At 61.0% G+C, this 19,009-nt stretch carries 18 protein-coding genes and 1 riboswitch; of the genes, 4 read left to right on the top strand and 14 right to left on the bottom strand.

Annotated features, from left to right (window positions below):
• Positions 1 to 72 precede the first annotated feature (72 nt).
• Both VL130_RS02300 and VL130_RS02295 read left to right on the top strand, forming a co-directional pair.
• Positions 73 to 972, top strand: a complete 900-nt coding sequence (locus VL130_RS02300) for a LysR family transcriptional regulator (protein WP_325360719.1) — start codon at positions 73 to 75, stop codon at positions 970 to 972.
• Positions 973 to 975: 3 nt separating this feature from the next.
• A complete protein-coding gene (locus VL130_RS02295; RefSeq protein ID WP_325360717.1) occupies positions 976 to 1,896 on the top strand; it encodes an ornithine cyclodeaminase family protein in 921 nt (306 codons plus the stop codon).
• Here the strand turns inward: VL130_RS02295 and paaC are convergent, their stop codons facing one another.
• Both paaC and VL130_RS02285 read right to left on the bottom strand, forming a co-directional pair.
• Positions 1,897 to 2,646, bottom strand: a complete 750-nt coding sequence (gene paaC, locus VL130_RS02290; RefSeq protein WP_325360715.1) for a 1,2-phenylacetyl-CoA epoxidase subunit PaaC — start codon at positions 2,644 to 2,646, stop codon at positions 1,897 to 1,899. It lies immediately after the preceding gene.
• Positions 2,647 to 3,004: 358 nt separating this feature from the next.
• Entirely contained in the window at positions 3,005 to 4,045 is a 1,041-nt protein-coding gene (locus VL130_RS02285) for a glycosyl hydrolase family 18 protein (RefSeq protein ID WP_325360713.1), read from the bottom strand.
• Positions 4,046 to 4,144: 99 nt separating this feature from the next.
• Positions 4,145 to 4,213: riboswitch (guanidine-III (ykkC-III) riboswitch) on the top strand.
• Positions 4,214 to 4,227: 14 nt separating this feature from the next.
• Here VL130_RS02285 and VL130_RS02280 point away from each other — a divergent pair.
• The gene (locus VL130_RS02280) at positions 4,228 to 5,097 is read left to right on the top strand and encodes a DMT family transporter (RefSeq protein WP_325360711.1); all 870 of its coding nucleotides are present in this window, start codon (positions 4,228 to 4,230) and stop codon (positions 5,095 to 5,097) included.
• On the opposite strand, the gene VL130_RS02275 is transcribed toward VL130_RS02280, so the two are convergent.
• From VL130_RS02275 to VL130_RS02245, 7 genes are all read right to left on the bottom strand, one after another.
• Positions 5,094 to 5,450, bottom strand: coding sequence for a Rieske (2Fe-2S) protein (locus VL130_RS02275; protein ID WP_325360709.1), 357 nt, complete (start codon positions 5,448 to 5,450; stop codon positions 5,094 to 5,096). The two genes, VL130_RS02280 and VL130_RS02275, sit on opposite strands and share 4 nt — an antisense overlap.
• Positions 5,447 to 6,103, bottom strand: a complete 657-nt coding sequence (maiA, locus tag VL130_RS02270) for a maleylacetoacetate isomerase (RefSeq protein WP_325360707.1) — start codon at positions 6,101 to 6,103, stop codon at positions 5,447 to 5,449. The genes VL130_RS02275 and maiA overlap by 4 nt, the downstream gene beginning before the upstream one ends.
• A 17-nt stretch (positions 6,104 to 6,120) precedes the next feature.
• On the bottom strand, positions 6,121 to 7,389 hold the full coding sequence (fahA, locus tag VL130_RS02265; protein ID WP_325360705.1) for a fumarylacetoacetase: 1,269 nt from the start codon (positions 7,387 to 7,389) through the stop codon (positions 6,121 to 6,123).
• Positions 7,386 to 8,651: a homogentisate 1,2-dioxygenase gene (gene hmgA / locus VL130_RS02260; protein ID WP_325360703.1), complete on the bottom strand. Its 1,266-nt coding sequence runs from the start codon at positions 8,649 to 8,651 to the stop codon at positions 7,386 to 7,388. The genes fahA and hmgA overlap by 4 nt, the downstream gene beginning before the upstream one ends.
• 88 nt (positions 8,652 to 8,739) lie before the next feature.
• On the bottom strand, positions 8,740 to 9,783 hold the full coding sequence (gene hppD, locus VL130_RS02255) for a 4-hydroxyphenylpyruvate dioxygenase (RefSeq protein ID WP_325360701.1): 1,044 nt from the start codon (positions 9,781 to 9,783) through the stop codon (positions 8,740 to 8,742).
• Between the two features lies 1 nt (position 9,784).
• Entirely contained in the window at positions 9,785 to 11,002 is a 1,218-nt protein-coding gene (locus VL130_RS02250; protein WP_325360698.1) for an aromatic amino acid transaminase, read from the bottom strand.
• A 90-nt stretch (positions 11,003 to 11,092) separates the two neighbouring features.
• On the bottom strand, positions 11,093 to 11,479 hold the full coding sequence (locus VL130_RS02245) for a hypothetical protein (protein WP_325360696.1): 387 nt from the start codon (positions 11,477 to 11,479) through the stop codon (positions 11,093 to 11,095).
• 159 nt (positions 11,480 to 11,638) lie between these two features.
• On the opposite strand from VL130_RS02245, the gene VL130_RS02240 reads away from it, so the two are divergent.
• On the top strand, positions 11,639 to 12,553 hold the full coding sequence (locus VL130_RS02240; RefSeq protein WP_325360693.1) for a polysaccharide deacetylase family protein: 915 nt from the start codon (positions 11,639 to 11,641) through the stop codon (positions 12,551 to 12,553).
• Here VL130_RS02240 and VL130_RS02235 read toward each other — a convergent pair.
• The 5 genes from VL130_RS02235 to VL130_RS02215 form a co-directional block, all read right to left on the bottom strand.
• Entirely contained in the window at positions 12,550 to 13,761 is a 1,212-nt protein-coding gene (locus VL130_RS02235; RefSeq protein WP_325360690.1) for a DUF1501 domain-containing protein, read from the bottom strand. The genes VL130_RS02240 and VL130_RS02235 overlap by 4 nt on opposite strands.
• 1 nt (position 13,762) lies before the next feature.
• Entirely contained in the window at positions 13,763 to 15,151 is a 1,389-nt protein-coding gene (locus VL130_RS02230) for a DUF1800 domain-containing protein (RefSeq protein ID WP_325360688.1), read from the bottom strand.
• Positions 15,152 to 15,253: 102 nt separating this feature from the next.
• The gene (locus VL130_RS02225; protein ID WP_325360685.1) at positions 15,254 to 16,117 is read right to left on the bottom strand and encodes an isoaspartyl peptidase/L-asparaginase family protein; all 864 of its coding nucleotides are present in this window, start codon (positions 16,115 to 16,117) and stop codon (positions 15,254 to 15,256) included.
• A 59-nt stretch (positions 16,118 to 16,176) separates the two neighbouring features.
• Complete coding sequence (locus VL130_RS02220; RefSeq protein WP_325360682.1) at positions 16,177 to 17,736, bottom strand: DHA2 family efflux MFS transporter permease subunit; 1,560 nt, start codon at positions 17,734 to 17,736, stop codon at positions 16,177 to 16,179.
• A 74-nt stretch (positions 17,737 to 17,810) separates the two neighbouring features.
• Positions 17,811 to 18,995 carry an HlyD family efflux transporter periplasmic adaptor subunit gene (locus VL130_RS02215; RefSeq protein WP_325360678.1) on the bottom strand — a complete coding sequence of 395 codons (1,185 nt, stop codon included), beginning with the start codon at positions 18,993 to 18,995 and terminating at the stop codon, positions 17,811 to 17,813.
• Positions 18,996 to 19,009: the final 14 nt, after the last annotated feature.

Below are 19,009 nucleotides of genomic sequence, written 5' to 3'. Positions count from 1 at the left end.
CTTATACGCGCTAATATGCGCCTTATCCATTGCCATTTCGGCATTACATCATTCTCAATCGGAATGAACTTCATGCTTGCGCCGCGCCGTTTTTTACCACCGACCAGCCACCTGCAGGCCTTCGAGGCTGCGGCGCGCACCGGCAGCATCACGGCGGCGGCGCGTGAACTGGCCTTGACGCAAAGCGCCGTCAGCCGTCAGATCAAGGCGCTGGAGGACCAGCTTGAGGTTGAACTGTTTCACCGTGAGCGCCAGACCATCCGCCTGACCCCTGGTGGCGAAGCCTATGCCCGTGAAGTGCGCGACGCCCTGAAAAAGATCAGCACGGCCTCGCTCAACCTGCGCGCCAATCCCTTTGGTGGCACGCTCAATCTCGCGGTCCTGCCGACCTTCGGCGCACGCTGGCTGGCGCCGCGCCTGCCAGCTTTTCTGGGCCAGCATCCGGGCACCACGCTCAACCTGATCACGCGCCTGACCGCTTTCGATTTCCGCCAGGAGGCGATGGACGCCGCCATCCATCACGGCACCGGGGACTGGCCAGGCGCTGAAACCCTGCTGCTGCGCGAAGAATATGTCGTGCCGGCATGCAGTCCGGCGCTGCTGGAACGCTACCGTTTCGAGACACCGACCGATCTGCGCAAAGCGCCGCTGCTGCACATCACCACCCGTCCGGATGCCTGGGAGCGCTGGCTGCGCCAGAACGACGCGCCGGCCGAGCATGTGCAGGGGATGCTGTTCGACCAGTTCGCTACGGTGGCGCAGGTTGCGCGCGCCGGGCTTGGCGTGGCGCTACTGCCGGACTTCCTGATCGAGGAAGAGCTGCGCACCGGCCAACTGGTGCGGGCGCTCGACCTGCCGATGAAGAACGCTGAAGCCTATTATCTCGCCTGGCCGGAAGACCGCGCCGACCATCCGCCGCTGGTCGCCTTCCGCGATTGGCTCCTGACTGAAACCGCCGCTGATAACGGATAAAAGATGCAAAACCTGACCGCGCACGACCTGATCGAACGTTTGCCCTATGCTGTCCTCACCCAGCAATTGCCAAAATTGCTGCAGGGCGAGACGACCTCACCGCAGCGCCATGTCCACACGGTTCAGAACGACGGCGAACCGGATGCGACGCTCTTGATGATGCCAGCGTGGAGTCAGGGTGTCGGTGGGGTCAAGATCGTCAATGTGACGCCGGGCAATACGCGCCGCAACCTGCCGGCGGTGACGGCGAGTTATCTGTTGTTCGATGCGGTTACCGGCGAACACATGGCCCTGCTCGATGGCGGCGAACTGACGGCGCGGCGCACGGCGGCGGTTGCGGCAATCGCAGGAGACCGGCTGGCTGTGGACAGCGCCAAACATCTGCTGCTGGTCGGTTCTGGCCGGATTGCTTCGGAACTGGCCTTCGCTTACCGAGCGGTTCGAGACATTGAAACGGTCCAGGTTTTCAGCCCAACCACGGCCAATGCCGAGAAACTGGTGGCTGCGCTAAAGGCCGGTGGTTTCCATGCCGAGGTCTGTACCGATCTGGCCAAAGACGCAGCAAAAGCCGATATCATCGCCTGCGCCACGCTCTCTAAAGAACCGCTGATCAAGGGCGAATGGCTGCACGCAGGCCAGCATGTAGCGCTGATCGGCGGCTATCTGAAAGACATGCGCGAGGCCGATGACGCGGCCATGACGCGCGCCGACATCTGGGTCGATACCTTTGCCGCGCTCAGCGAGGCGGGGGACCTGACACAACCCATTGCCGCCGGTTTGCTGCATCATGAGATGATCAAAGGGACATTATCTAAGTTGTGCGCTCATGGCGCTGTGACTGACCGCGAAAACCGCATCACCCTGTTCAAAAGCGTGGGCGACGCCGCGCAGGATCTGGCGGCGGCGTCACTCGCCGTCGGATAATTACCAGCGCGGATCAGCTTCGTGCGGCGGGATCTGCATATCATGCAGCAGATGCGCCACATGCGCGCAATCGTGCCCCTTACGGCCGAGAATCACCGAGCGCTTCGCCTTCGGCGGCGTCAGGCCGGCCTCTTGAAGCACCGACGACACGCGATGATCGAACTCATCGCGCAGGGCTGCCTTGCAGATGGAAATACCCTTTGGCAGCAAAGCTTCGTCGATCTCGTCCATCACGAACAGTTCGTCGACGAAGTGGTACATATAGTCCATGCTCTTGACCAGACGCTGATGGCTCAGGCAGGACGCATCGCCCAGGCGGATCATCCAGTCGCGGGCAAAATCGACATGGTAGGCCACGTCGCCGACGCTTTTTGCCGCAATCTCGGCCAACCCCTTGTGTGTGGAACCGCTGAGGGCTTCCAGGAACAGGTGCTGATAGTTGGAGAACAGGAACTGCCGCGCCAGGGTCTGGGCGAAGTCGCCGTTTTGCTGTTCGACCAGCAGGCAATTGTGGAAATCGTGCGGGTCGCGGCGGAAAGCGAGCGCGTCGGCATCGCGGCCCTGGGCGTCGTTCTTCGCTGCCAGTTCCAGCCAGAAGGTGGCCTGACCAACGAGATCGAGCGCCAAACTGCTAAGGCCCAAGTCAACCTCAAGGCTGGGGGCGTGGCCGCACCAGGCGCTCAGGCGCTGGCCGAGGATGAGGGCGTCGTCACCGAGACGCAGGGTATATTCAAAAATGGGAGGTTGCATGGCGTATCGGTCCCTTGGTGCCTTTTTCAATTATGTTTATAGGGTGTTGCGTTGTGCCGCAAAAAAAATGCTGCATGAATTTGAGATGCAGCATTTCCGGATATCCGGCGGGGCTGACCGCCCCCGCTCTCCGGGCTTGGCGCTGGGCTGACGTGGCGGTCGTTCCGGCGATGAATAGCAACTTGGTTAACATGGTGTGTTATGGAGTGTTTTCTCTTGTTATTGAAAACACTATACAAAAAAGCCGCCCTTGGGTCAATTTCAAAAACTGACATTAGTGTCAAATTTGGAAAATTAACTGCATTTCAGGAAAATTTGCCAACTGACGGCGCTGTCATGACAATTTATGCTGCACCTGTTAATCCGCAGCATGATTAAGCGAGTCATGCAGGGCGTCGAGCAGGCTGTTCGGTCCTGGCTGGTCGGCGGTCAGCTCCCAGATCATGACGCCGGCGCCATTTTGCCGGGCCAGGTCGGCCTTGAGGCGGATCGTCGGGCGGCCATTATAGGTAACGTAATCGCAGCCGGCGCATGCCTTGCCGAGGATATCGTTTTCGGCGACCGCATCGCCGTATTCCGCCAGCAGGCCTTTGTAATCATGGAAGCCGAGCTTGTAGGTGCCAAAGGCATGACCGTAGAAGGGAACTCCCAGAACGATCTGCGCCTTTGTGGCGCCGCGCGCCTGCCAGACGGCGATATCGTGTTTCGCCATGTCTAATGTGGCATGTTCGTCACCCGGCGTACCCCAGCTTGGGCCGATGCCGTCATAGGACATGATGTTCACATAGTCGAAATAGGGCACGGACGACACCGGCACCATGCCGCCTTCGCCTGAAGCTGTAGCGCAGGTTAAAAGTTTGCCGCGCTTTTTTAGGGCCGCACTCAGTTCCTGAATAAAGGGCGTATATTCACCGGCGGTGTCGACGGCGGTAAGCACGTCCCATTCGAGATCGATGTCCAGACCGTCGAGACCGGTATCATCGAGAAACTGAATGAGGTTTTTCACCGTATTGGCGCGATTTTCGGGCTTGAGCAGGGTGGGCCAGTTGCCGGAGCATTTGGGAATAATCCCACCGCCCAATGAGATCAGCACCTTGACGCCGGCCTTATGGGCGCGGCCGATCACCGCCTGCACATCGGCTACCGGCAGGCCGCCGTGGCCTTCGGTATCCATGCAGGCCATATTGGCGCCGCTGACAATCAGGCCTTGCGGATCGGGATTAACGAAGGACAGGTTCATATGGGTGATCTTCGTCAGATCGATACTGTCCATATGGGCGAGCATCGGTCCCTTGAAAGCCGGCAGGTAACCGATGATCACCGGCTTTGGCGCGGGCTTCGCCATGACCGGTGCGGCGATCAGGGCGGCAGACAGAATAATAGCGGCGAGTGATTTCATGGCGGTTCCCTCCGTTTTTTTTGAAGGGTGGCCTACCTATTGGTCATAAGCAATAAGACCAATTTTATTTTTCCGGCCCGTTGAGATAAGGCCGCCGAACGGCTATCTAGAACGTAGATATTCTCCGGACGAGGTGCGCCGTACCCGGTCAAGACAAGACGACGCCACACCGGAGTCGAAACATGTCCAAAAATCCTAAATTGTGGGCGATCATCGCCGTTCTGATCGCCATTGTTTCCGTGCAACTCGGCGCTACGCTCAGCAAGCATGTCTTTCCGCTGGTCGGTTCCGAAGGCACCACAGCCTTGCGCCAGTTCTTCGCCACGGTTTCCCTGCTGATCGTCTTCCAGCCATGGCGCAGCGGGCCTGAACGCAGACACTGGCCGGTGCTGGCGCTTTACGGCGCCATACTCGGCGTAATGAACCTGATCTTCTATGCTTCTATCGCCCGCATTCCGCTGGGCATCGCCGTGGCGCTGGAATTTTCCGGCCCGCTGACCGTGGCGATTTTAGGCTCCCGCAAGTGGAGTGATTTCATCTGGGTGGCCTGCGCCGTCGCTGGTCTGCTGATCCTTCTGCCCTGGGGGAATGGCAATGCTGCGCTCGATCCTCTGGGCGTGGTCTATGCCCTGATCGCCGGCGTTCTGTGGGGGCTTTATATCATCGTTGGCCAAAAGGTCGGCGATCGCGTCCACGGCGGCAAGGCTGTGGCGCTCGGCATGGCGTTTTCAACGATCTTCACCGTGCCGATCGGCGTGGCCTTTGCCGGCGCGGCCCTGTGGTCACCGGTTATAATGCTATATGGGGTCGGTATCGGCATTCTGGCCAGCGCCATTCCCTATGCGCTGGAAATGATCGCGCTGAAGGCCATGCCGGCCAAGACATTCGGCCTGATGATGAGTCTGGAGCCGGCCGTCGCCGCGCTGCTGGGGCTTGTTATCCTGCATGAATTGCTGATGCCGCTGCAATGGCTGGCGGTGGCGCTGGTAATTATCGCATCGGCCGGTTCCAGCCTGACGGCAAAGCGCGGATCGAACGATGCGACAGCTTAAGCGGTGACGATAAATCCGTCTGTTATCCGCACCGGCCATGCTGTCAGGCTCTGTCCGGCGCAGGGGCCACCGATGCACTGGCCGGAAGAGATGCGAAACAACGCACCGTGCCAGCTACAGGAAATCAGGTCGGCCTGTGGCGTCAGGTAATCATCGAGTTCCTGCGCCAGCGGCAATCCGGCGTGCGGGCAGCGATCAACATAGCCGTAATAATCGTCGGCCTTGCGCACCACGAAGCCATGAAAATGCGCCTCGCCGATTTCCAGCACGAAATTGCGCGCGCTATCCGGCGCGATCAGATCCTTCGGCCCCAGTTTTACGCCGGCGGGGGTGGCGTAGACACGCACATTCATCGGATATTGAAATCGACCGTATCGGCGTCGGGCTGGTGCGCCGGATGAGCGCGCGAGAAGGCCGGATGCTCGTCGCAGCGCTCATTGACGGCGCGGATATGGGGATAGGGATCGAGGCTGACATTGAAGCGCTGAGCGGAGAAGACCTGCGGCACCAGGAAGCAATCGGCCAGGGTCGGGGTATCGCCAAAGCAATAGCCCTGGCCATTGTGGGCGATCAGGGTTTCCAGCGCGGTGAATCCTTCGGCGATCCAGCCCGTGGCCCAAATCTTGACCTGTTTGTCGTCGGCGCCCCAGTCGTTCTTCAGTTCGCGCAGGACGCGGAGATTGTTGAGCGGATGGATATCGCAGGCGATCAGCGCCGCCATCGCCCGGACCGTGGCGCGGTCGGCGGCGGCGCGGGGCAGAAGCGGCGGTTCCGGGCAGCTTTCTTCCAGCCATTCGATGATCGCAGAACTCTGGGTCAGGATGTGGCCGCCGATATCGAGCGCCGGCACCAGGCCTTGCGGATTGAGCACCTTGTAGCTGTCGAGGTGCTGGGCGTTGGTGCGCAGGTCGTGGCTGTCCTGTTTGTAGTCCAGCCCCTTGAGATTGAGCGCGATCCGAACGCGATAGGCGGCGCTGGAACGCCAGTAATCATGCAGCTTGAGCATCCTCGCCTGCTTTCTCGTTAAGGGGCGGGTAAAATCAGCCCGCGGCAGTCTCCGAATCCGATGCTGACAAAGCCGTCCGCCTCGGCGCGTGCCCTCAAGATAAGCGCATCGCCGTCTTCAAGAAAGGCGCGTGTTTCATTTGACGGCAAAGTCACGGGTTTTTTACCGCCTTCGGACAGTTCGAGCAGGCTGCCGGCGCTGTCCGGAGCCGGGCCGGAAATGGTGCCGGTGCCGAGCAGGTCGCCGGTTTGCAGGTTACAGCCATTGCTGGCGTGATGGGTGACGAGCTGCGCCGCGGTCCAGTACATATGACGGGCCTCGCTGTGGCTGAGGGCATGGGGGGGCAGGTTCTGCGCTCGCATTTCGGCGGTCTCGATCAGGACGTCAAGCCTGAGTTTCAGCGCACCACCGGCCTGATCGGCCTCGCCCCACAGATAGGGCAAGGGCTTTGGATCGCCTTCGGGGCGCGATGCCTGCGCCAGCCGGAAAGGCGCCAGGGCTTCCGGTGTGATGATCCACGGCGAGATCGTCGTCATGAAGTTCTTGGCGAGAAAGGGGCCGAGCGGCTGGTATTCCCACGCCTGGAAATCGCGCGCCGACCAGTCATTGAGCAGGCAGAAACCGGCAATATGCTGCGCAGCATTTTCGATGGGAATGGGGGCGCCGAGATCATTGCCGGCGCCGATCCAGATACCGAGTTCCAGTTCGAAATCGAGCCGTTTGCTGGGGCCGAAGGATGGCGCTTCCGCATCGGGCGCTCTGGTCTGGCCCTTGGGGCGGATGACCGGCGCGCCCGTTGGCCGAATGGACGAGGCGCGGCCATGATAGCCGATCGGCACGTGCTTGTAATTCGGCAGCAGGGGGTTGTCCGGCCGGAACAGCTTGCCGACCGTGACGGCATGATGGATGCCGGCGTAGAAATCGGTGTAGTCGCCGATCCGGATTGGCAGGTGCAGGCGGCAATCGGCGGCGGTGTGCAGGTAGGGTTCGGAAATTTCGCGGTATTGCGGATCGCTAAGTAGTTTTGATAGTTGCGCGCGCAAGGATTGGCGCAGGGCCGGGGTCGCCAGCACGTCTTCCATAGTGAGGCCGTTGTCCTGCCTCAGGCCGGCGGCAACCAGGGCCTGCCATTCGATTATATAGTCGCCGACGGCTGTACCTGGACGCGGGGCTTCATTCGCCGGCGAAAACAGACCGAGCGGCAGGTTCTGGATCGGGAAGTCCGCATGACCATTGGCGTTGGCGACCCATGAGGTCAGTTTTTGATCGTGTGTCGCGTCTATCACTTAGGCAACTCCGCCTTTTTGAAATTATCCCAGCATTGGTCATAATCGCGCTGCAACAGCGGCGTCTCTAATGCTAAAATCGTAGGCGTAAGCGGCAACCGGCTCTCGAACATGAAGGCCATCGTGCCGTCGATTTTGTGGGGTTTGAGGTCCGCGGCGATAGCGGCCTCGTAGCTCGTTTTGTCCGGGCCATGACCATTCATGCAGTTATGCAGACTGGCCCCGCCCGGCGCGAAACCGTCAGCCTTGGCGTCATAGGCGCCGGTGATCAGGCCCATGAACTCGCTCATGATATTGCGGTGAAACCACGGCGGTCGGAAGGTGTGCTCGGCCACCATCCAGCGCGGCGGGAAAATGACGAAATCGGCATTGGCGGTGCCGGGTATTTCTGATGGCGAGGTCAGGACCGTGAAGATTGACGGATCGGGATGGTCGAAACTGACGGTGTTGATCGTGTTGAAGCGGCGCAGATCGTAGCGATAAGGCGCGTAATTACCATGCCAGGCGACGACATCGAGTGGCGAATGGCTGATGCGGGTCGTCCACAGCCGGCCGCCAAACTTCTGGATCAATTCGCAATCGCCGTCGATATCCTCGAAGGCGGCTATGGCTGTTTCAAAATCGCGCGGATTGGCCAGGCCGTTGGCGCCGATCGGGCCAAGCTCAGGCAGGCGCAACGGCTTGCCGTAGTTATCCAGCACATAGCCGGTGGCGTGGCCTTCCGGCAGGGCGATGCGGAATTTCACACCGCGCGGAATGACGGCGATCTGGAGCGGCTCAATCTTCAGTACGCCCATTTCGGTGAAGATCACCAGCCGGCCGGATTGCGGCACGATCAGCCACTCACCATCGGCATTGAAGAAGGCGCGGTCCATCGAGCGGTTGGCGGCATAGAGATGAATGGCCATGCCGGTCTGCGCCGCCGCGTCACCATTGCCGGCATAGGTGATCAGGCCGTCGATAAAGTCTGTAGGGGTAGCCGGCGCATTCAGAGGCGACCAGCGCAGGCGGTTGGGCGTCGGTGGCGCGAACGTGTCGGCGTCTCGATAAGGGATGAAGGGCGCATGGGCGGCTGAGGGGCGCAGGCGGTAGAGCCACGACCGGCGGTTCTCGTGGCGCGGGGCGGTGAAGGCCGAGCCGGACAGTTGTTCGGTATAAAGACCGAAGGGTGCGGCCTGCGGTGAGTTCTGCCCGATCGGCAAGGCGCCGGGCACGGCCTCGGTCGAGAAATGATTGCCGAAGCCGGTCATGTAGTCTGACATCTGCGCTCCTCCCGCTGTTATCATAGGAAGCGAGAACCCCCACCACCACATCTCACCGCGCCGAAGGCGTGGTGGTGGGGTATCTGACTTACGAAACCTTGATCACGCCTCGCCGTATCTGATCAAGTTCAATCGATTCAAACAGCGCCTGGAAATTACCATTGCCGAAGCCCTGATTGCCCTTGCGTTGAATAACCTCGAAGAAGATCGGCCCGAAGGTGTTCTCGGTGAATATCTGCAACAATATACCCTCATCGCCGACAGCGCCATCAATCAGGATACGATTGGCCTTCAGGCGTTCCAGGTCCTCGCCATGCCCCGGCACGCGCGTATCGACCAGATCGTAATAGGTCTCGATGGTATCCTGCAATTTGACGCCGCGGGCGCGCAGCTTTTCGACCGTCTCATAAATATTGTCGGTGGTGAGCGCGATATGCTGGATGCCCTCGCCATTATACTGGCGCAGGAATTCCTCGATCTGGCTGGTGTCGTCCTGGCTTTCATTGAGCGGGATGCGGATGTTGCCGTCGGGGGCGATCATCGCCTGCGAGAACAGGCCGGTGGCTTGGCCCTTGATGTCGAAATACTTTTGCTCCTCGAAGCCGAAAATCTGGGCGTAGAAGCTCGACCAGGTGCGCATCTGGCCGCGGGCCACGTTATGTGTCAGGTGATCGAGTACCTTGAAGCCGACATTATTGAGGTGCTCGTCATCTGCCGCGCCGGGAATGGCGATCCAGTCCGCGTAGATATTATGATCGACGAGATAAAGCAGCGAACCGCCGATACCTTTCAGCGCATAGCTGCCCTTGCCGAGCGCACCCTGGGACGCGTCGGCGGCTTGCGCGCCGTTTTGCAGGGCCAGGTCATAGGCCGCTTTCGCATTGGCGACACGGAAAGCCATGCCATTGGCCGAGGGGCCGTGGTGTTCGGCGAAATCGGCAGCTTGTGCGCTGCCGGCGGTGTTGAGCAAGAAATTGATTGTGCCCTGCTTGTAGCGGACAATATCGCGCTCAGGATGGCGCGAAGCGGCGACAAAGCCCATCATTTCAAGCTGTTCGGCCATGACGGCGGTATCCGGGCCGGTAAATTCGACAAACTCGAACCCGTTCAGGCCCAAAGGATTATTATTCAACTTATTCTCCTTTGCTCAGATAGGGTTCAAGCGCCGCAGCGAAACGCGGCAGGTTTTCAGACCTCAGGCCGGCGACATTCATCCGGCCGTTCTCGACCATGTAGACGCCGTGTTTGACGCGCAGTTCGGCCACCGCCTCACGGCTCAAGGGCAGCAGGACGAACATACCGGTTTGCTGCGCGACAGAAGCCAGTTGCGGCACGGCCCTGGCCAGTTCGGTGCGGACGCTGTTGATGCGGGCGCGCATGGTGGCCAGTTCGGCCTGCCAGTTGGCCGTCAGATCGGCCGATTCCAGAATAGTCCGGACGACTGAGGCGCCGTGATCAGGCGGCATAGACCACATCGACCGGCCAGCCTTGACGCAGTTGGCGCGGGCGCGCAGGGCCGCCTGGGCATTGCTGCCCTTGATCCACAAGGCGCCGAGGCGTTCGCGATAAAGGCCGAAATTCTTCGAGCACGAGGCGGTAATGAGGGCTTCCGGCACGATATCGAGCAGGGCGCGCATGGCGGCGGCGTCTTCTTCCAGACCGTGGCCCAGGCCCTGATAGGCGATATCGATCAGCGGCAGCAGCCCCTTGCGGGCGCAGAGGTCAGCGATGGTGCGCCACTGATCCGAGGTAAAACCGGCGCCGGTCGGGTTATGACAACAGGCGTGTAGCAGCAGGACGTCACCGGGGCGGGCGGTTTCCAGCGTGCTGATCATCGCATCGAACAGGACGGTCTGCGTGCTCTGATCGAAGAAGGGATGCTCCAGCACTTGCAAACCGGCCGAACGCATCAGGGCCTGGTGATTGATCCAGGTCGGCGTCCCGACCCAGACACGGGCGTCCGGATTGGCGCGAGCGATCAGTTCCGCCGCCAGACGCAACGCGCCCGTGCCGCCGGGGGTTTGCAGGCCGCAATAGCGGTCATCGGCCGCGCGGGCAGCGCCCAACACGATCGAGGCCAGCAAAGCAATAAAGCGCGCATCGCCTTCAGCCGCGACATAGGCCTTGGTGGTCTGGGCTTCAGCGACGATCCGCTCGGCCTGGCGAACGGCCTGCATCACCGGTGTGCGGCCGGCTTCATCGCCATAAACGCCAATGCCGAGATCGATCTTGCCAGTGCGCGGATCGTCGCGTAACTGCCGCAGAAGCAGCAGCATGGCGTCAAGCGGCTGATCGTCCAGTCCGTCGAAGAGACGGGTTTGCGTCGGGAAGGTCAGGGAGTCGGCGGTCATGGCGAGTCTCACAGGAATAGTATCCAATGAAACTATGCCTGTTGCCTGGCCGTGGCAATCCTTATTTTGACCTTTACCGCCGTCTTGCCGTCACGACCCTGTGAGGGCGGATTTTTTGCCGGTGCCGATAAAAACCATGACCGCAAAAAAGACGATCTGGACGGCGGTCAGCACAGAGCCGATTCCGACCACGGGTTCAGCCCAGGACGCCCGGGTTTGCGCACCCCATATGCCGGGAATGAAGATCACCAGACCAATGACGGCGATGGCGTAATGGACCAGGGTCATCCTGCGTGAAAGCTGGGGATGGCCGTTATAAAACAGGCCTGCCAGGAACATCAGAACCCCGCCGACGAGATTAAGATGGGCGTGCGTCGGCATTTGGGTGAAATCGTGCGTGCCGCCCATATACAGGCCGAGAACAATACCGATGCACAGGAAAACAACACTGGTGCGCAGGAAAATATTACCGTTCATAAGATGCCCCTTTTTGGCCCCCTTGGCCCGTTTGGATGCGCATAGTTAACGTAACGTCGTTTTTTGTGCAAGGGTGCGTTTGAGGCGATTGCCAGACGCTAACTTCGGGCGCAGGGTAGCGCTAACGTCCATCAGAGGCGGATAAGGAGACCGACCCCCATGAAGCCTGTTGCCGTCCTGCTTTTCGCCGCTTTGACGCTGATTGCGTCTTCCGCGCACGCCCAGACAACTTTTGATGTCGCCATTACGGTTGACGATCTGCCGGCGCATGGTCCCGTGCCGCCGGGCGTCAGTCGCACCGACGTGGCGCGCGATTACCTGGCGGCGCTGAAGGCGCATAATGTCCCGGCCGTCTATGGTTTCGTTAACGCCGTCCGCTTGAAGCAGGAGCCCGGAACGGAAGCAGTGCTTGATATGTGGCGCGCCGCCGGTTATCCGCTGGGTAATCACACCTATAGTCACATGAATATCAATTCCGGTACGCTGGAGGCTTTTGAAGCCGATCTTGAAGCCGGCGAACCGGCGATCCGCGACCGCATGACCGGGGCCGACTGGCGTGTGTTGCGCTTTCCCTTCCTGAGCGCCGGCGACGAGGCCCATCATGCGGGGATCATGGCCTATCTGAAGGCGCACAAATACAGGATCGCCGACGTCTCGATCAGCTTCAACGACTGGGCCTATACAGATACCTATGCGCGCTGCATGGCCAAGGGTGACTCAGAAGCCGTCGAGGGCATGAAAATCCAGTATATGCAGGGCGTGAAGGCGTCGATCGCGCGGTCGCTGATGGCGTCGGAAAAGGTCTATGGCCGGCAGATATCCCACGTCCTGCTGATCCACGAAGGCGCCTTTACGGCCCTGATGCTGCCGGAAGTGCTGGCGGCCTTTGAGGAAGAAGGCGCGCATTTCGTGACCCTCGATCAGGCGCAAAGTGATCCGGCCTATAGTGCGCCGAGCGCTCATCAGGGCGAAGGGCTATTGATTGAGCGCACGGCCAAGGAAAAGGGTATCGACCTGTGGAGCGACGCCCCGCCCGATGTCGATATCAGCAATCTGGCGGGACTATGCAGTTAGGCGATCAGGCCTTTCATGGGAACAGCGGTATCGGAATTAGAGAATATCGTCGTCGCCAGGGCCTTGTCCGAAACGTCGTACAGTTCAGCCATCACGCCTTTGGCGATGCTGCGTAAATCGATGGTGGGGGCCAGGTCGCGCCCCTGATAGAGTTGCGCCGTTTTCAGGCCGGGCCAGTCGGCGATCACGCGTCCGCCCTTGACGGCGCCGCCGGTCAGGAAGGCGGTTGTGCCTGTGCCGTGATCGGTGCCCTGGGTGCCATTAATCGCAGCGGTGCGACCGAATTCGGTGATAACCAGAATGGCGGTATCTTTCCACACGGGGCCGAGCGTGTGCTGAAAAGCATACAGGGCATCGTCGAGACCGCCGAGCAGGCGGGTGAGACGATCGGTTTCAGAGACATGCGTGTCCCAGCCTTCAAACGCGAGGGCAGCGATACGGGGACCGTCATCGCGAGCGAGAAACTGCGCCGTGCCTGTCGCCATAGCCGCCATCATCTGCGGATCGGCCGGGCCGCCGCGTGCAGAATTGGCGTCAAAGCCGGCGGTGATGCGATTAGTTTTGATGGCGTCGCGGAAGGTCGCTGCGAACGCAGGGTCGCTTTCCTGGTAGAGCGCCAGGACACGGCCGGGCAGATCGGGATCCTTGAGGCTGAGGCTCGAAGGCGCCCAGCCCAGGATATCGGCCTGACCGCGAATGATCAGGGGCGTTGTCGTGCCGACGGATAGTCCCTGCATGGCCGTGATGCGCTGATCCTGCCGCAAGGTGAGCAATAGCCGGTTCATCCAGCCTGAATCGGTATGGCCGGGCGTGGTGAAGCCTGATTCCAGCACGTCCTGTCCGTCAAAATGTGACCGGTCGCGGTAGGGCGAGGCGCTGGCATGGACGACGAGAGCCTGACCGGCGCGATATTGAGCGGCAAAATGCGGCATGGCGGGATGCAGGCCAAACATCGTATTCAGCGGTAAGGGCTGGCTTGTGGTTTGCGCCTCGCGGCCATGCAGGCGTGCGTAATCTGGATCTCCGACTGGCGGCACGGCCGTCAGTCCGTCGAGGGCGCCACGCAGCACAATGGTGATGAAGCGGGGATCACGGGCCCCGGCCGCACGCGCGGTCAGCGGAATGAAGGCGCCAAAGGCCGCGACCCCGCCCATCTGAAAGAGATTGCGGCGCGAAAAGCCATTGGCGAAGAGCGATTTGAATTCCATATCAGCGCCTCAAGAATTCGGGGGACATGAAAACGAGCGAAAGGCCTTGCGGGACGGTTTCCGCGTGACTTATCGCCTGAAGGGTGGCGTCGGTCAGGCGCGGCCCCAGGCAGCGCGCGGCCAGTTCGCGCGGGTCGATATTATGACCGGGAAACGCCCGGATAATCTGGGCGGCGATCAGGGCTGTGACGTCGAGACGGGTACTCAGGCCTTCCGGCGTAGCCCAGGCCGCAAAGGTATCCGGAAAACCGTTTGGCCCCGATGGGGTCCATAGCGACTGACCCATGACATAAAGCGCCTGCTTCTCGGTCTGAGGTCTGATGGTGACGCCTGACGTGCGGATCATGGCGGCCAGATGTTCCTGCGGAGAACGAATCTTCACACACGCGGGGTTCCAGGCTTCGTCGGATTCGATCAGGGTTTCGTAAACCGAGGCCAGGTCGCCGCCGGTGGCCAGGAAATTTTCCATCAGGCGGTCCACCAGAGCGGGCGGTGGTACATCCGCCACGAAATGACGCGCCAGCTTGAAGGTGATGTGGCGCGCAGTCGCAGGCCGGCTGGCCAAATCGATGAGAATGTCGGCAGCCTGAAAGAAACCTGAGTCGGGATACACCTTGCCAAGAACGGTTTGTTCGCCCGGCTGATGGTTGGTGTCAATGAAATTGAAACCGTCACCGGCGCCTTCGCTCGATTCGGAAAAACTCTTGACGCTCCAACCGGTCAGTGCTGCGGCGAAGGCGGTGACGTCGGCCTGAGTGTAGCCGCTGCCAACGCCAAGAATATGCAACTCCATGATCTCACGGGCGAGGTTTTCGTTCAAACCGAGCCGGCTACTACGTCCGTGGCGCGATTGCGGGCCGATTGACGAAATGTTGTCGAGATAGGTCAACATACAGGGGTGAGTCTCGACAGCCATTACCAGGTCCTTGAACGATCCAAAGACATTCGGTCGGATGGCCTCGCGTTCGAAGGCGCCGGCGGTGATCCGGATCGGGGAGGATTTGTCGGTGGCGACCGCGAAATGATTGGCCCAGAACATAACCAGCCGCTCATTGAAACCGATCCGCGGTTTCATGACGGCCGTATTGAAACGCGCGCCGATTTCGTCGAGATTGCGCTCCGCTACCGGATTGGGTAGTTTGGAGCCATCGTCCGGCGGCGTTTGTTTCCGCAAAGCCTTCACAGCCTGCGTGTAGTCGTAATATTGCGTCAGGAGTTCAGGCGTCGAGAGCAGGGGGGCGTCGATACGAAGCGCGGCCGACCCGGCTTTTATCTCATGTTTCAGTGCGGCGCGCGCATCACCGCCTGCCGCGTGCCATCCGTATGACCCGCTGCCCAGGCCGAAGCGGGAGAGGGCGAGGGCGGCTTCAAAATCGTGCGATTGAACCATGACGCTTACTCTGACAGATGTATACGTGGCCTGAATATCAGGCATTACGCAACCGTCTGCGATTGAATTTTACGCATGTCTTTCGACGAAATTACGGCTGATTTAAAACGCTTCTGATGTAATTGGGTTATCGCCGGAAAACCAGGCGCGCTTCATGCCCTGTGACCGGAACGGGACGACCACCTCGCCTTTGGCATTGAGCGCGATCAGACCGCCTTCGCCGCCCATATCGACGATTTGCTGTAAGGTGGTGTCGGCGGCCCCGGTCAGTGTTTGCCCGCCGGCATGGCGGAAAGCGACTTGCGCCGAAGCATTGACGCGGATGAAGTATTCGCCCTGACCGGTGCAGGAAACAGCGGTCTGCTTATCCGCCCAGGTGCCGGCGCCGATCAAAGGTGTATCGCCGACCCGGCCGGCCAGTTTACCGAACACCCCGGCGGTTGAAGTCGCCGCCGCGAGGTTGCCGTAACTGTCGAGGCAGACGCAGCCGACCGTGCCGTGCGACAGGGTGCCCGGCGGGTGGTTGGATTCAAAGCGCCCGGCGCGGGTGAAGTATTCGGCTTCGTCGGCGAGGGACGCAAAGCCTTGTTCATGAGCGAAAAGCGCCGCGCCATCACCGGCCAGCATGACATGCGGCGTCTTTTCCATGACGGCGCGGGCGACCAGCACCGGGTTGGCGAAGCCTTGCAAGGCCGCGACAGAGCCGCAGGTCTGATCGGCGCCATTCATCAGGCTGGCGTCGAGTTCGTAATGGTCAGCGGCGTTCGGAGAGGCCCCTCGGCCGGCGACATACAGGCCGGAATCCTCCAGCCTGCGCACCCCTTCGGTGACGACATCGAAGGCTTTCGCGCCGCTTTTCAGGCTGTCGCGGGCGGCTTCGGCGATGTCGCGCATATTAGCGATTTCAGCGGAATAGTCGCGGCCCTGTTTGGCCCCGGCGCCGCCGTGCAAGGCGAAAGCGATCATGGGAATCTCCGAATGGTTTCGGATGTTCCTATGATCGCTTGCCCTGTCCGTTTCAAGGCCTAATCCGCCGCGTGCGTTACCGGTCCGGTGACCAGTGTCTTACGACACAGCCAGACGAACGGCACCAGCAGCAGGATGACAATCGACGAGATGCGGAACAGATCGACCGTGGCCAGCAGGAAGGCCTGGCTGGAAATCTGCCGGGCGATCACCCCCATACCCTGTGCGGTCGTCAGGCCGAACTGGCTGGCCTGATGCAGCGCATCCGTCATCGGACCACTCAGGCCGGCGGGGCCACCCATGACCTCCGCCAGACGGGTCTGGTGTTCGCTTTCGCTGCGTTCCCACAGCGTCGTGACCAGCGAGGCGGCGAACGAACCGGTGATGATCCGCGCGAAGTTCGACAGGCCCGAGGCCGCCGGTATCCGGTCGCCCGGAATGCCGCTCAGGCCGATACTGATAAAGGCGATGAAGAAGAAGCTCATCGCCGCCCCCATGATCAGCATGGGCACCATCAGCACAAGGAAGCTGGCGTCGGTGGTGAACAGCGAGCGCATATAGAAAGATAGGGCGAACAGGAACAGTGAAGCCGTGCCGAGGATACGCGCATCGTACCTGTTGAGCATCCGGGCGGCGAATGGCGTCAGGATGACGGCGATCACGCCGGAGGGCGCGGCGACAAGCCCGGCCCAGGTGGCGATATAGCCCATGTTTGTTTGCAGCCACAAAGGCATCAGCAGATTGGCGCCGAAGAAGATGGCGTAGGCGACGCACAGAACGATGGTGCCGAAGGCGAAGTTACGCGTCTTGAAGAAGCTGAGATCGACCATCGGATTCTTGTCGTTCAGTTCCCAGATTACCCAGGCGATAAAGCCGACGCTGGCGATGATCGTCTCGACCACGATAGCCGGCGAATTGAACCAGTCGACGTCCTTGCCGGTATCGAGCATGACCTGCAAGGCCCCGACCCAGACGATGAGCAAGGCGAAGCCGGTGCGGTCGATCGGGCGCTGGAAGGTCGGCGTCTCACGTGACGACATGCCGCGCCAGCAGAAGAAGGCACAGAAAGCGCCGACGGGGATATTGATGAAGAATATCCACGGCCAGGTCATGTTATCGGATATCCAGCCGCCGAAAATAGGCCCGCAGATCGGCGCCACAAGGGTTGTCATCGACCAGATGGCCAGGGCCGTGCCACGTTTGTTGGGTGGGAAAATCATCATCAGCAGGGCCTGCGAGCCGGGGATCATCGGACCGGAAACCGCCCCTTGCAGGACGCGGAAGAAGATCAGCGAATTGATATCCCAGGCAATGCCGCAGAGAAAAGACGCGACGGTGAACAGGACGACTGCGGCCGTAAAGGTCTTGACCACGCCATAGCGGCCCATCAGCCAGCCGGTCAGCGGCACGGAAATGCCGTTGGCCACGGCGAACGAGGTGATGACCCAGGTGCCTTGTGAAGTCGAGACGCCGAGGTCGCCGGCGATGGTCGGGATCGAGACATTGGCGATGGTTGAATCAAGCACCTGCATGAAGGTGCCGAGCGCCAGTGCGATGGCGGTGATGGCCAGCAGGCCGCCGGTCATGGGGGCGGGGCCGGTATTAGCGGAGGAGGACATGGAGCGCCTCTTGTCTCAGAATAAAAAGGGCCCCGCGCTTCAGGGGGGAGAAGACAGCGCGGGGCCAGGGAAAGCTAGTTCTTGGTATTGATTTTCGCGTCCATCGACAGGCCGACGCGCAAGGGGTGCGCCGCGACTTCCTTCGGATTAAGATCGATACGAACCGGCAGGCGCTGGACCACCTTGATCCAGTTACCCGAAGCGTTCTGAGCCGGGATTAGCGAGAAGGCCGAACCGGTGCCGCCGGAAATGCCGCGCACAATGCCGTGGAAGGTGATTTTCTTGCCGTAGAGATCGGAATGCAGTTCGACCGGCTGGCCGGGAATGACCTTTCGGAGTTGACCTTCCTTGAAGTTGGCGTCGACATAGGCGCGGCCGATCGGCACGACGGTCATCAGCGGGGTGCCGACGGCGACCTGCTGGCCGACCTGAACGGCCTTCTTGGCGACGATACCGTCGGTCGGCGCGCGAACGATGGTGCGTTCGAGCGCCAGGTTGGCAGCGTCGAGCTTGGCTTGCGCCGCCAGGACTTCCGGGTTTTCCGCAGCGGAAACGCCGGAGAACTGCGCCGCGTTGGTGGCGCGCTGGCCGCCGGCGGCCTGAACGCCGGCCGTGGCCTGATCGCGGGTGGCCAGTGCCGTGCTATAGGCGGCCTGGGCCTGCGTATAAGCATTCTGAGCGGTGGTCAGTTCTTCCTGCGAGACCGCGCCCGACTGCGCCAGGTTCTGGCGGCGGGTCAGTTCGGTCTTGGCGTTGTCGAGGCCCGATTTCGCCGAAGCGATCATGGCGGCGGCGCGGGCGACATCGGCCTGGCGGACGCCCAGTTCGCCGGCGAAGGCCTCGTCACTGGCGTAGTAGCCCTGGACGTGACGCTGGGCGAGGGCGAGGGCCGCCTGCGCCTGGGCGACGGCAATCTTTGCGTCGGCGTCATCTATGGTCAGGAGGATATCACCGGCTTTGACGGCTTGGGTTTCGGAAACGGCGATACTGGCTACCGGACCGGACACCAGAGCGTTGACCTGCGCCGTGTCGGTGCCGACATAGGCGTTGTCGGTCGAAACATAGTGCGAGGCGACGAGACCGTAATAGGCCCCGTAGGCGACGGCGCCGATGGCAACGGCGGTGCCAAGATAGGTGAGCAGGCGCTGACGCCTGGCGTTGCCGGCGGTGTTTGCGGCTGGCTTGGCGGCTGTCTTCTGGGTGCCGTAGGCTTCGGCGGCTTCTTCGACTTTTTCGAGGTTGTGTGCGGTGTCGGGCATGTTGAAATCTCTGA

It is taken from the genome of Asticcacaulis sp. (assembly GCF_035497195.1).
Classification (GTDB): Bacteria; Pseudomonadota; Alphaproteobacteria; order Caulobacterales; family Caulobacteraceae; genus Asticcacaulis.
This window is presented reverse-complemented; position numbering and strand designations above follow the sequence as displayed.